The sequence below is a fragment of the Pseudomonas batumici genome (assembly GCF_036585405.1).
GTDB classification, from domain to species: domain Bacteria; phylum Pseudomonadota; class Gammaproteobacteria; order Pseudomonadales; family Pseudomonadaceae; genus Aquipseudomonas; species Aquipseudomonas batumici.
The window spans coordinates 85666-98807 of the sequence record NZ_CP144470.1 but is presented as its reverse complement, the minus strand read 5'-3'; the positions used below and the strand labels follow the sequence as shown (position 1 = coordinate 98807).

At 63.3% G+C, this 13142-nt stretch carries 9 protein-coding genes; 2 read left to right on the top strand and 7 right to left on the bottom strand.

Annotated features, from left to right (window positions below):
• Positions 1 to 20: 20 nt before the first annotated feature.
• The 6 genes from NUH87_RS00430 to NUH87_RS00405 form a co-directional block, all read right to left on the bottom strand.
• On the bottom strand, positions 21 to 2429 hold the full coding sequence (locus NUH87_RS00430) for an efflux RND transporter permease subunit (RefSeq protein WP_338524193.1): 2409 nt from the start codon (positions 2427 to 2429) through the stop codon (positions 21 to 23).
• Between the two features lie 52 nt (positions 2430 to 2481).
• Positions 2482 to 3585, bottom strand: coding sequence for a WD40/YVTN/BNR-like repeat-containing protein (locus NUH87_RS00425; RefSeq protein ID WP_338524192.1), 1104 nt, complete (start codon positions 3583 to 3585; stop codon positions 2482 to 2484).
• A gap of 68 nt (positions 3586 to 3653) precedes the next feature.
• Positions 3654 to 5015, bottom strand: coding sequence for a DUF1329 domain-containing protein (locus tag NUH87_RS00420; protein WP_338524191.1), 1362 nt, complete (start codon positions 5013 to 5015; stop codon positions 3654 to 3656).
• An 18-nt stretch (positions 5016 to 5033) separates the two neighbouring features.
• Positions 5034 to 6683, bottom strand: a complete 1650-nt coding sequence (locus NUH87_RS00415; RefSeq protein ID WP_338524190.1) for a DUF1302 domain-containing protein — start codon at positions 6681 to 6683, stop codon at positions 5034 to 5036.
• Positions 6684 to 6784: 101 nt separating this feature from the next.
• On the bottom strand, positions 6785 to 7552 hold the full coding sequence (locus NUH87_RS00410; RefSeq protein WP_338524189.1) for a coniferyl-alcohol dehydrogenase: 768 nt from the start codon (positions 7550 to 7552) through the stop codon (positions 6785 to 6787).
• Between the two features lie 67 nt (positions 7553 to 7619).
• Positions 7620 to 9095 (bottom strand): benzaldehyde dehydrogenase, encoded by a 1476-nt coding sequence (locus NUH87_RS00405; RefSeq protein WP_338527028.1) that lies wholly within the window; start codon positions 9093 to 9095, stop codon positions 7620 to 7622.
• Between the two features lie 292 nt (positions 9096 to 9387).
• Between NUH87_RS00405 and NUH87_RS00400 the strand changes: the two genes are divergently transcribed.
• A complete protein-coding gene (locus tag NUH87_RS00400; protein ID WP_338524188.1) occupies positions 9388 to 11160 on the top strand; it encodes a sigma 54-interacting transcriptional regulator in 1773 nt (590 codons plus the stop codon).
• 176 nt (positions 11161 to 11336) lie between these two features.
• Positions 11337 to 11948: a TetR/AcrR family transcriptional regulator gene (locus NUH87_RS00395; protein WP_338524186.1), complete on the top strand. Its 612-nt coding sequence runs from the start codon at positions 11337 to 11339 to the stop codon at positions 11946 to 11948.
• Between the two features lie 69 nt (positions 11949 to 12017).
• Here the strand turns inward: NUH87_RS00395 and NUH87_RS00390 are convergent, their stop codons facing one another.
• On the bottom strand, positions 12018 to 13121 hold the full coding sequence (locus tag NUH87_RS00390; RefSeq protein WP_338524185.1) for a polyamine ABC transporter substrate-binding protein: 1104 nt from the start codon (positions 13119 to 13121) through the stop codon (positions 12018 to 12020).
• Positions 13122 to 13142 lie beyond the last annotated feature (21 nt).

The window sequence follows — 13142 nt, the reverse complement described above, 5'->3', positions numbered from 1 at the left end:
AGCTTGTTAAGCAGCTCCAGTCACTGCACCAGCAGACTCGCCTCGGGCTTTTTCGCGAAGACCTTGCGCGGCAGCAACAGCCAAGCCAACGCCGGCAGCAGGATCAGGGCACCGAGCATGTTCACCAGGAACATGAAGGCCAGCAGGATGCCCATGTCGGCCTGGAACTTGATCGGCGAGAAAGCCCAGGTCGACACCGCCACCGCCAGGGTCATACCCGTCAGCAACACCACCTTGCCGGTGAACAGCAGCGCCTGGTAATAGGCCTGGGCCAGGCTGTCACCGGCGCGCATCCGCGCCAGGATCACGCTCAGGACATAGAGCGCATAGTCGATGCCGATGCCCACGCCGAGGGCGATCACCGGCAGTGTCGCGACTTTCACCCCCATTCCCAGGGCGACCATCAGCGCCTCGCAAAGGATCGAGGTGAGCATCAGCGGCAGCATCGCGCAAAGGGTCGCACGCCAACTGCGAAAGGTCAGCAGGCATAACAGGCTGACCGCGCCATACACCCAGAACAGCATCTCATGCATGGATTTCTTCACCACGATATTGGTCGCGGCTTCGATCCCGGCGCTGCCAGCGGCCAGCATGAACTTGACCTCCGGCACCGGATGCGTGGCAATGAATGTCTCGCTGGCCGCCACCACCCGACTCAGGGTGTCGGCCTTGTGATCGGCCAGGTAAACGTACAGCGACAGCATCGAGCAGCCCTGATTGAACAGTTCCCGCGGTGCCCGGGTCTGTACCGCCCCCAGCGCGCCGTCATTGGGGATCAGGTCATACCATTTGAAATTGCCTTCGTTGTAGCCGACCGTGGCGATCTTGCTCAGCGCCGCCATCGAGGTGGTCGACTCCACCCCTGGAAGTTGTTCCAACCGCCAGGCCAGTTCATCCACCGCGGAGAGGCTAGCGTAGCGGGTGCACTGATCCTCCGGCGTCTTGATCATGACCACGAAGATATCCGAGCTGGCCGCATAGTTGCCGGTCATGAACTGCGCATCGCGGTTGTAGCGTGAGTCAACCCGCAACTCCGGGGCGCCGGGATCGAGATCGCCGATCTTCAGCTGCAGGCTCACGGCAAAACCGAACGCCGCCAGCAGCAGGCCGCCCAGCATGGCGCCAATGGCCCAGCGCCGCCCGGTGAACCGGTCGAGAAAGCGCCACAACGGATGCTTGATCCGTGCCTGTAGCGCAGCGGTTTCCGAACTCAGGCTGCGTTGCGCCGCTGCCGGGCTGACGCCGATATAGCTGAGCAGGATCGGCAGCAGGATCAGGTTGGTGAAGATCAGCACGGCCACGCCGAGGCTGGCAGTGATCGCCAGGTCCTGGATCACCCGGATATTGATCAGTAGCAACACCGCGAAGCCCACCGCATCACAGAGCAACGCGGTCATGCCGGCGGCGAACAGCCGGCGGAAGGTATAACGCGCGGCCACCACCCGGTGGGTACCGCGACCGACATCCTGCATGATGCCGTTCATCTTCTGCGCGCCATGGCTCATGCCGATGGCGAACACCAGAAACGGCACCAGCGCCGAGTACGGGTCCAACTCATAACCGAGGATGGCGAGCAGACCCAGCTGCCAGAGCACCGCCACCAGCGAACACGTCACCACCACCAGGGTGCTGCGCGCGCAACGGGTGTAGCCGTAGAGCACCACCACGGTCACCAGCACCGCCACCACGAAGAACAGCAGTACCTGGGTCAAGCCCTCGATCAGATCGCCGGCGATCTTGGTGAACCCGGTGATATGAATCCGCAGGTCAGCGGTCTGGTACTGGTCGCGCAGGGCTTCCAGTTGTCGGGAAAACTCGCCGTAGTCCAGGGCCTTGCCGGTCTGCGGATTGATGTCGAGCAAGGGCACGAAGATCACGCTGGACTTGAAGTTGCCAGCGACCAACTGACCGACCTCACCGGAGCGGGCGACGTTGGTTCGCACCTGCTCGATACTCGCGGCAGAACCGTCATAGTCGTCGGGGATCACGGTACCGCCATCCAGGCCCTCCTCTGTCACCGCGGTCCAGCGCGTGGTCGGGGTCCATAGCGACTTCATGTAGGGCCGGTCGACGCCCGGCAGCAAATAGAGTTCGTCGTTGAGTTTGGCCAGCGTGTCGAGGTAGTCGCGGGTAAAGATGCTGCCCTGCCTGACCTCCACGGCAATGCGCAACGAATTGCCCAGGCCGCTCAGCTCACTGCGGTTTTCCAGGAAGTTGGCGACATAGGGGTGCCCGGTCGGAATGGTTTTCTCATAGCTGGCGTTGATGCCGATGCGTGTCGCCTGCCAACCGAGCAGCAGGGTCACCAGCAGGCACAGCAGGATCACCCACGGGCGGTGGTTGAAGATCGCCCGCTCGGCGAAATTGCCCGAAGCCTGGTCGAAGTGCTCCAGGCGGCCGATCACGGTTTGAGTTTTGTCGTCTTTCAAGTCTGACTCCTGTTGCACGGGCCATGGCCCGATAGCGCTACACCGTGAAGTTTCAAGGTTTGCCGGAGGCCGGTGAGTCCGGGTCAACGGCCACGCCACTCAAGCCGACACGGGCCAGGCTGCCGTCGGCCGCCTGTTGCACGGCCGCGACCGTCGCGCCGTTGCGGCTCTGGCGTTTATCGAAGCTGCGCCCCTGGTCATGGCTGAGCAGGAGCTCACCGCCCTGGCTGGCCAACAGCAGGCTGCCGTCCTGCAGCTCGATGGCGCTCGCCAGCGTTGCCTCGACACCGGTGTCCAGGCGCCGCCAACTGTCGCCACGGTCATCGGACCACCAGGCGTTGCCGCGCAAACCATAGGCAATCAGAGCCCCCTCACGGGTACCGAGCAGTCCGAAAAAACTGCCTTCATAGGGTGATTTCAAGACCTGGAACGAATCCCCGGCATCCCTCGAACGCAACAGCAGCCCGCGCTCCCCCACCAGCAACAGATCACTGCCCAAGGCACGGATACCGTAGAGGTTCAGGCCCTGGGGATTGTTCACATGCCGCATCCAGGGCTGCCAGCTGCGCCCACCGTCTTCGGTGCGATAGATCTGGTTGTAGGCACCGACGATGTAGCCGTGCAGTCGATCCCTGAAGTACAGGTCGAGAAACGGCTTGTCCGGTCCGTCAGCCAATAAATGCCGGGCCTGCTCCAGGTTGCCGGCACCACCCGGTTGCTCGGCATCGCGCTGCGCAGCCTGCACCGCCAACGCGGCGGCACGCTCGCCGTCGAGCTGTTTGTGCCAGGTTTCACCGCCATCCTCGCTGTGCAATACCACCCCCAGATGACCGACAGCCCAACCCTGCTCGGCATCGACGAACTGCACCGCCGTCAGGCTGACACTGACCGGCACGCTGGCCTGGCGCCAGGTTTTCCCCGAGTCGTCCGAGAGCAGTACGCTGCCGCGCTCACCGACCGCCACCAAACGCTCCCCGGCCCGGGCCAAACCGAGCAATACCCCGCGCTGGGCCTTGGCGGTCGGCAATGCCGGCTGCTGAAGGACCGCGAACGTCGCGGCCTGGGCAGCCACGGACGTGCTCGCCAACAGATGCAACGCCAGGGCGCAGGGGCCCCATCGCCGGCCGAAACGCGCAAAGAGTGTTTCAACGTTCATGTCTTTATCCCGCTTGGAAAGTCACCGGCGACCGCGACGAGCTGCTCGCCCGCGCGGCCACCCAGGGTTCAACGCATGTTTTCGTTGGCCATGGCATCCGGCGTGAAGAAGGACGCCGAAGGTTTCGCGACTTTCTGGTACTGGACCGCCAGGTCATTGCTCGAGGAGTTGAGGAAGTAGGCGCCGGTGTCGAGGTTGTAGCTGCCCCACATGACCTGTGCGGTGAGCGCCGGCAGGTCCGGCGCCAGCAGCGTCAGCGAATACATCTGGCGCCCCAGCTTGCCCTGGGCGTCATAACCGTCGGCCATCAGGATCTGCCAGGAGTCCTCGTCGATGTAGTAGGTCCGACGCGGCACCACATGGCGCTTGCCGGACTTGAGCGTGGCCTCGACCACCCAGACCCGATGTTTCTCCCAACGCACAAGGTCAGGGTTGAGGAAGTTCGGTTTGAGCAGTTCGTCGCTCTTGGCCAGGCCGGCGCGGTTATTGTTGTAAGCCACGATCAGCTCTTTCTTGCCCATCAGCTTGAGGTCGTAGCGGTCGGTCGGCCCGAAGAGCATGAAGGCTTCGTCGAACAGACCGACACCGGAGGTGACGAAGTCCGGGGTGTCATAGGCAATATTCGGCGCCCGACGCACCCGGCGCTGACCGACAAGATACTGCCAGGCCGCACGATTGGCCGGGTCCAGGTCCCAATGGGTCATCAGGCCTTCGCCGGCCTTGGACGACGGCAGCTCGGTGAACAGTTTGCCCATCAGGTATTTTCCGGAGAAGTTTTCCGGCCCGCCGTTTTCGATGTAGTAAGGAAACTGGTAGGTGTACAGCGCCCGGGTGGCCTGGACTTTCTTGCCACCCGAGGTCATCAGCCAGGTGTCGAACGGCGAACTGATGGTGTCGCCGCCCTGCCAGGACAACCGGTAGTTCCACAGGACCTGCGCGCCGTTGTCCGGAATCGGAAACGGGATACCCCCATAGGCACCGGTCACTTTTTCGCTCTCGACATCCAGCGCGGCGCGGCCGGCATTCTTCGCAGTGTTGTCATAGACCCATTGCGGGGCGGCTGCCGAGCGGTGAGTCGGGTACACGTCCAGGCGATAGTCCGGGTATTTCTTCAACAGGATCTTGGTGCCTTCGGCCAGTTCGCCGGCGTACTGCTGCATGTTCGCGGCCTTGATCGAGTACAGCGGTTTCTCGCCGGCGAAGGGATCAGGACGTTTGTCACCCGGCTTGTAGCCTGGCGCGACCTTGGTGTAGCCGCCCTCCCAGGCTGGGATGCTGCCATCGGCGTTGCCGGCACGCTGGCCACCGAGCGGCGTCAGTTCGGACTTCAAGCGTGCAGCCTGTTCAGGCGATACCGCCGCCTGCGCCAGGCCCACACCGGCAAGGGCCAGGCCAAGGACACAGGTGTTGAAAAAAGTAATGTTGCGCATGGCGAATCCACCTTGTTATTAGAATGAAGTTTTCACATAGAGCGAGACGAAGTCGCGGTCGGCCAGCGATTGCCCGTAGCTGAAATTGCCGTCCTCGCGCAGCCCGGCTTTCGGCGCGCCGAAGAAGTTCACGTAGTTCAGGCCGACATCCCAGCGCTGCAGATAAGTCGCCTTGAGCCCGACACTCCAGTCACCGGAGTGGGTATTGCCAAAGCCCGATTTGTTGACCGCCGATGAGCGCCCGTCGAGCACCACACCCATGCCAATCGGCACGGTCAGGTCGATCCCGTCGACAATCTGGAAATACGCCGGCTCCACCAGCACCCGTAGCGCCGTGGCATCGCGGGTGGTGTTGGAATCCAGGGCCTTGGCGTTCTCGCTGATGCTCAGGGTGCGGTTCCAGGCCAGTTCGGCCAGGGCCGAACCGCCATCCCAGAAGGCCGTCGGCGACAACAGATAGATCGCCGACAGGTTGGCGTGGGCGGTCTTGCCCCGGGCAAACAGCGAATGGTCGTCGCCGTCGGCCAGCATGCCCGGGGTCACCACTTGCAGATTGCTCACCAGCGGCGCATTCCAGCGCACCGAGGTTTCACCGGCGAAGTTGAAGGGGCCATGGGCAGTGGAGAAGCTGATGCCGGCCGTGCGGATATCTTCGGCATAGACCTGGCGGTAAGCGCCCAGGATCGGCAACCCTGTTGCCGCCGCGGCCGGGCCGTCGAGGTAGGCGTACAAGCCGATCGGGGTTTTGTCGTGATACTGCGCGGCATAGAAACCCAGTTCCAGCTCGGTCCCGCTCGGTTTGAAGCGGATCTGCATGCCGCCCTGCCCCGAATTCCTCGGTTTCAGATCGCCGGCATTCACCGTGTCGTTGCCGAACACCTCACGCAACGGACCGCTGCCATAGCCGATGGCATCGACATCGCTCAGGTAGCTGCCGGCACCGGGCAGGTTGGAGCGCTCCCACTCGAACTGGTAGTAGGCACCCACCGACAACTGCGGGTTGATCTGCAACTGCCCGGAGATCTGGTTGACCGGACGCAGGATCTCCTTGAACTGGGTCCCCGGCACGCTGAGCAACTTGATCACATCGGTCGGGCCCTGGGCATTGGCGATGCCGTTGCCGCCGTAGAACAGGCTTTCGCCGTAGACCAGGCTGTGCCGACCCAGGCGCACCACTCCCTGGGAGTCGTCGCCGAGGTCACCGCGCAGGAACACGAAGGCGTCGAGGATTTCGGCGTCGCGGCCATTGAGCTTGCGGGTCTCACTGAGGAAATGCGGTTGCTCGCGGCTGTCGGTGCTCTTGTTGTAGACATCGTCGTACCAGGCCGCGCCGCTGACCCGCAGCCCGTAGTTTTGCCGACTGAGGTCCATTTCGGAAAACAGATCCAGGCGGTTGGAAACCAGGCCACGATCGAAGTTTTTATCGCCCTGGCTCTGGATCGAGGGATACAGGCCATTGGCGGTCGGCGCATGGGTCAGGCGACTGTCCTGCCCTTGCAGACGCCAGGCCTGGCTGTACTTGATGGTGTTGTCCCAGCGCAGTTTCCAGTCGGAGTCACCGAGGTCCATTTGCATGGCCTCGGCCCTTTCGACCATCGCCCCCGCGCTGCATAACGCCAGAAACAGGGCGCACTGCCTGAAACGAAAGCCACCTATAACGTTGTCCATGGACGCTCCTCATTATTTTTATTTTTGGCATGGCTTTGCACGCATGGCGCCAGCCAACACGCTCGGGTAGCGGCTTGCGCCGCTGTCTACGGGTTTGCGTTTCAGATGTAGGTGGAGGCCAATCCGCCATCGACCGCCAGGTTGACGCCGTTGATCCAGCGCGACTCGTCAGCGCACAGGAAGGCAATCACCGCCGCCACCTCATCGGCATAACCGGGACGTTTCATGCGATGGGCATCGGCCTGGGTCCGGGCCTCGCCGAGCATGCTCACGAAGTCGCCGAGGATGGGGGTGAACACCGGGCCCGGCGCCACACTGTTCATGCGCACCGAATGCTCGAGGAACCAGGGCTGGGCCTGCAGATAGTTCCAGACGATCAAGGCCTCCTTGAAATACTGGTAGCAGGTCTCGTCCGGTACCGGGTGCCCGGCCAGCCAGGCTTGCGCGTCGGCGAAGGTGTCGATGCGCGCCAGTTCCTTGTGCAGCTCCAGGCGCAGCGGCCACTCCGCGCCGAGGATCGAGGCGATATTGACGATGCTGCCGCCGGCCGCGATGCGCGGCAGCAGCGCGCGGCTCAGGTGACGCAAGCCGAGGTAGTTGACCCGCGCCAGCAGTTGCGGGTTCGCGGTGCCCGGAACCCCGGCGATATTGCACAGGCTATCGATCCGTGCGGGGAGTTGCGGCAATAGCCGGTCGATGCTCTCGGCGCTGCCCAGATCGCCCTGGACAAAGCCGTCGAGGGTCATGTGCGGGGCCTGCAGATCTACGCCGATCACCTGGGCACCGTGGCTGCGCAGCAGGCTTGCCGTGGCGGCGCCGATACCCGAGGAGACCCCGGTCACCAGCACAATCTTGTTGTCGAGCTTCATGTTGTGTCCTCTTATTGTTTTTGTGGGCTCACCCGGTTGGCCGATCGCCCTCTTCAGCCGGTCTTCCTCAGAACGGGTAGCGCGGTGCGGTGTCCTTGACCGTCACCCATTGCCATTGGGTGTATTCGTCCCAGTCGGCCGGGCCGCCAACGCTGCCGGCATTTCCCGAACTGCCACGCCCGCCGAATGGATTGATGCATTCGTCGGCCACCGTCTGATCATTGATATGCAGCAGGCCGCAATTGAGTCGCTCGCCCATCGCCATCGCGCGTCCGAGCGAAGGCGAGATGATCGCCGCCGACAAGCCGTACTCGGTGCGATTGGCCAGTTCGATGGCCTCCTCGTCACTGGCAAAACTCACCACCGTGGCCACCGGGCCGAAGATCTCCTCGTCGAACGCGCGCATGCCCGGACGTACGCCGGAAAGCACCGTGGCTGGGTAGAAGAGCTGGTCAAACTGGCCGCCCGCTTCCAGGGTTGCCCCGGTACTCAGACTGTCCGTGACGATTTCATGCACGCGTTGCAACTGGTGCTTGTTGATCAGCGGTCCCAACACCGCCTCGCCGCGAGCAGCGTTGCCGACCGTGATCGCCCGGGCTTTCTCGGCCAGTCGGCGGACCAGTTCCTGAGCGATCGATTCATGGGCCAGGATGCGTCCGGTGGCCATGCAGATCTGCCCCTGATGCAACCAGGCGCCCCAGGCGGCATTGCTTGCCGCCAGGTCGAGATCGGCGTCTTCGAGCACGATCAGCGAGTTCTTGCCGCCCAACTCCAGGGCCACTTTCTTCAGATGACGACCCGCCAGCTCCGCAACCTTGCGTCCCGCGGCGGTGGAACCGGTGAACGCGATCATCCGTACATGCGGGTCGCGGCACAGCGCCTCACCGGCCGGCGCGGCACCCGGCAACACCTGCAACAGGCCCTTGGGCAGACCGGCGGCCTCGAACAGCCGGGCAATGATGAAGCCGCCACTGACCGGGGTCTGCGGATCGGGTTTGAGCACCACGGCATTGCCGGCCGCCAGCGCCGGCGCCACCGAACGCAGCGAGAGCACCAGGGGGAAGTTGAACGGCGAGATCACCCCGACCACGCCGTGGGGCAAGCGACGGGCATAGGACAAGCGGCCCGCCTCGCTGGGCAGGACCAGACCATGGGGCTGCGAAAGCAGACCGGCGGCCTGATGCAGCAAGACGATCGCCTCCCGCACCTCATGCTCGCCCTTGAACAGGCTGCCGCCGCTTTCCCGGGCGATGTACAGCGCCAGCTCGGCGAAGTGTTGCTGGGCCAGCGCTGCCGCCTTGCGGAAGATCTGCGCACGCTCCCGTGGCCCCAATGCCGCCCAGGCCGGCTGAACGCGGGCAGCGGTCAGGCTGGCAAAGGCAATGTCCGCCGCATCGGCCAGTCCGGTGACCGTCAGCACCTCACCGGTGGCCGGCTCACGGACGCTATTGCTGCCGCCCAACGGGCGTATCCAGTCGCCAGTGAAAATGCGTTCACACCACAACGCGTCCTGCAGGAAATCAGAGGGTTCACTTACCGCCATTTCGGCCTCCCGGCTCTTGTGTTTGTCATCGCCCGACACCGCCTTGCTCAAGCGCTGAAGTCGTCTGCGTGGTGAAAGCACTAGAGCAAGGGGCATGCCGATTTCCGCCATCCCGCCGTTCTTTGGGCGGCGAAGGCTCTGGCCTGAGGGTTCGAGAGGAGGAGCCGTGGATTGAGCCGCAGACCCGATACGCGCCCGACACCGCAGCACTTGTCCAAATGATAAAGTTATGTTTAATAACTATTTCCGCAGTTGATCATTTCGATCAGTCAACTCGCCCAGGGGCATAACAATGAACAATCCCCATTCGCTGTTCCCGGATCTCGCGGTGCTGGAAGAGGATTTCTCGCCAAGGGGTGACAGCAGCCAACTGGCCGAGGGCAACTCACCGACCCTGGCCGAGCTGACCGAATGCCTGTTCTTCTCACCGGTCGACGGCCGCATCTGGCTCAACGACCAGCGCATGCTGCTCCTGCACAGTTCATCCTTCGGCGCGCTGCGCCGGGAGATCATCGATCGCCAGGGGCTGGAGCAAACCCGTGGCCTGTTTACCCGTACCGGCTACCTGTCCGGCGCACGGGATGCCCGACTGATCCGTGAGCGCTGGCCGGACGCCGATGCCGCGGCGATTTTCTCCGCCGGCACGCGCCTGCACACCCTCGAAGGCATGACCAAGGTCGAACCCCTGCACTTCAAGTTCGATGCCGACTCCGGCTTCTACGAAGGGGAATTCCTCTGGCATCACTCCTGCGAAGCCGACGAACATATCGCCGCCTACGGGATCGGCCAGGACCCGGTGTGCTGGACCGAACTGGGCTATGCCATCGGTTACGTCAGTGGGCTGTTCGGCCGCCTGGTGATCTTCCGTGAAACCGAGTGCCGGGGCATGGGCCACGCGACCTGCCGGGTGGTCGGCAAGACCGCCGAGCAATGGGGCGATGTCGAACAGGACCTGAGTTATCTCACGGCCTCCCCCTCCAGCAGCTCCACCCAGCAAACCCCGACCCCGGCAACCGCGCCCCAGGACGACAGCGAAATAGCCGGCGGGCCGAAGCCCATCGGTGCCAGCGCCGCCTTCAATGCCGCTACCCTCGCCTTGCAACGCGTGGCGCCAACGCCTGCAACGGTGCTGTTCAGCGGCGAGTCAGGCGTCGGCAAGGAGCTGTTTGCCCGCCAGTTGCATCAGTACAGCCCACGCCACCGGGCGCCTTTCGTGGCCCTGAACTGCGCCGCGATTCCGGACAATCTGATCGAGGCGGAGCTGTTCGGCGTCGAACGCGGTGCCTATACCGGCGCGACCCATTCACGTCCCGGACGCTTCGAACGGGCCCACGGCGGCACCCTGTTTCTCGATGAAATCGCCAGCCTCAGCCTGCCCGGACAAGGCAAGCTGTTGCGTGCCTTGCAGGAGCGAGAGATCGAACGCGTCGGTGGCGGGCAGGCGATCAAGGTCGATGTGCGGGTGGTGGCGGCCACCAACGTCGACCTGCGCCAGGCGGTAGCGGCTGGAGACTTTCGCGAGGACCTGTTCTACCGCCTGAACGTCTTCCCCATCGCCTTGCCGCCGCTGCGCGAGCGACGCGACGACATCCCGCTGCTGGTCAATGCGTTCCTGCGGCGCTTCTGCCAGGACTACGCGCGCAAGCCCGCCGGGCTGACCATGCGCGCGCTCAAGGCGCTGCTGCGCTACGACTTCCCCGGCAACGTGCGGGAACTGCAGAACCTGGTGGAGCGCGGCCTGATCGCCAGCGAAGAAGGTCAGGCCATCGACCTGATCCACTTGTTTCGCAACGAACCCATCCCCCAGGAGCTGTACTCCCTGGACGACAACGGCAGCCTGGCGGCCATCGACCAGAGCCCTGCCGGCACACAGCCGCGCCCGGCCCTGCTGGAAACCCTGACCCGGCTGGAGCAGGGTTTCTCCATCGAAGGGCTGGAGTCACGCCTGCTCGACGAAGCGCTGCAACAGAGCGCAGGGAATCTGGCGGCAGCGGCACGCCTGCTGGGATTGAGTCGTGCGCAATTTGCCTACCGTCTGAAAAAGTACCACCAGACCTTGGCCTGATTCAGGCGCGTCAAGCCACGCGTTGCGGCAGAACAGGCCGCAGCCGGCAAGCTGAAAGCCCCGCGCGGGCCTTTGGCGTTTGCACCGATAATTTTTACTTAATAAAGTATTTTTGCGACAAAGATATTCGATTATTCTGGCGGCTTTCGTCCCCGCCCAATTCAGAAGGATCGCCCATGAGTGGACTGCGTGAACGCCAGAAAGCCCAACGCCGCCAGGCCATCAGCCAGGCCGCGGTGGAGCTGTTCGAGCGCCAGGGTTTCCAGAACACCACCATCGAGCAGATCGCCAACCAGGCCGGGGTCTCGGCGCCCACGGTGTTCAAGTACTTCGGCAACAAGCAGGAAATCATCCTGGAAATCCTCCACGAGGCCGACCAGCGTGCACTCAAGGACACCCGCAGCCAGATCCCCGAGATGGAGGACCCGGTCGACATGCTGTGCTACCTGGAGCAGCTGTTGACGCGCTACGCCCTGGAGGTCATGCATCCCAGCCTCTGGCGTGAACTGCTGCCGCTGATCCTGTTTGGCGGCGACAACGAACTGCCCGAAGGCTACCGCGCCATGAACGATGCGCTGCGCGCGGAAATCAGCGGTCTGCTCAAGGACCTGCAACAGGCCGGCAAGCTGCGCGCCGACCTCAACGTCGAGCTCGCCGCGTTCCTGCTCAATGACTATGCGCACCTGCAACTGCTGCGACTGGTCAATCAGGAGCAACCGGACCTGGAGTCGCACTCCAGCCAGGTACGGCGCATCACCGCCCTGCTCTTCCAGGGTATGCATGCCTGAGCCGAGACCCGGCAACAGGAGCCTGCGACGCGCCTGGTGAACCCGGCGCGAGAGCGCCGGGCACGCCTATCAGCGGTTGGTCTTGATGCTGGTCCACGCGCGCGTGCGGATCCGCTCCATGGCGGCCGGCATGGGTTGCAGGGCGAACAGCGTTTTGCGCGCTTCATCCGGCACATACATATTGGGGTTGTTGCGGATGGCGTCATCCACCAGCGCGGTGGCGTCCTTGTTCGGGTTGGGGTAACCGATCTTGTTGCTGATCCGCGCGATCACATCCGGTCGCAGGATGTAGTTGATGAACTCATGGGCCTCCTTGGCATGCGGCGCGTTGGCTGGCACCACCATGACATCCGACCACATCGGCGCGCCCTCTTTGGGCAAGGCCATCTCCACCTTGACCCCCTTGCCGGCAGCATCGGCCAGTTGCTTGGCCAGCGCCACACCACCCGACCAGCCCACCGCGACGCAGATATCACCGTTGGCCAGGTCCATGCCGTAGCGCGACGAGTTGAAGTAGGAGACGTAAGGGCGAATTTTCATCATCGCCGCCTGCGCCTGCGGGTAATCCTCGCGCTTCTGGCTGTTGGGGTCGAGGCCCTGGTAGTGCAAGGCGATGGGGATGATCTCGTTGGCCGCGTCGAGGAAACCGACACCACAACCGGCGAGCTTGGCGAGATTCTCTTTCTTGAAGATCATGTCCCAGGTATTCATCTGCACATCGCTGCCGAGGATCTGCCGAACCTTGTCGACGTTATAGCCGATCAACGTGGTCCCCCACAGATAAGGCGCCGCGTAGCGATTGCCCGTGTCACCCACGGCCTCCAGGGACTTCATGAACTGCGGGTCCAGGTGCTGCCAGTTCGGCAGTTGGCTGCGATCGAGGGGCAGGATGGCACCGGCGGCGATCAGATGGCTCAGGTTCGAGCTGCTGGGATAGACCACGTCATACCCTGAATTGCCGGTGAGCAGCTTGGACTCCAGGGTCTCGACATTGTCGAACACGTCGTAGATCGGACGGATGCCGGTTTCCTCCTGGAAGCTCTTGAGGATCTCCGGCGGCAGGTACTCGATCCAGTTGTAGATTCGCACCGTGCGTTCTTCAGCCAGGCAGAACCCACTGGCCAGCAACGAAATGGCGGCACCCAGCAATGCATTACGCAAAAACATAGTCATGATGAAACACTCCAGCGCGGC